1 protein-coding gene is annotated in these 270 nt (G+C 41.5%); it reads right to left on the minus strand.

Annotated elements, in window-relative coordinates:
- A partial coding sequence (locus QP439_RS09035; protein WP_285389652.1) for a mucin-binding protein occupies positions 1 to 270 on the minus strand: 270 nt, incomplete at both ends.

Genomic DNA, 270 nt, shown 5'->3' on the forward strand with positions numbered 1-270 from the left:
AGCTTTTTGAGCATCCTTACGATAAGTAACTGTTTCAACACGGTCTTGGTCTTTAGCTTGAACTCCACTTACAGCTGGGATTTCTGATTTATCCGCTGTGTAACCTGCGATGGTTGGTGATACCACTTTATCAAACGTATCATCATTAGTTGTCCAGTCTTGGAAGTCGATATGACCTGTTACCAAGTTGACATTGCTCCAACGTTTGAAGTTCAGTGTTTCAACCACATCATCCTTAGCCTTGCTTCCATCTTCGTAAACGTAATGGAT

This window comes from Streptococcus sp. UMB1203 (assembly GCF_030217725.1).
Lineage (GTDB): Bacteria > Bacillota > Bacilli > Lactobacillales > Streptococcaceae > Streptococcus.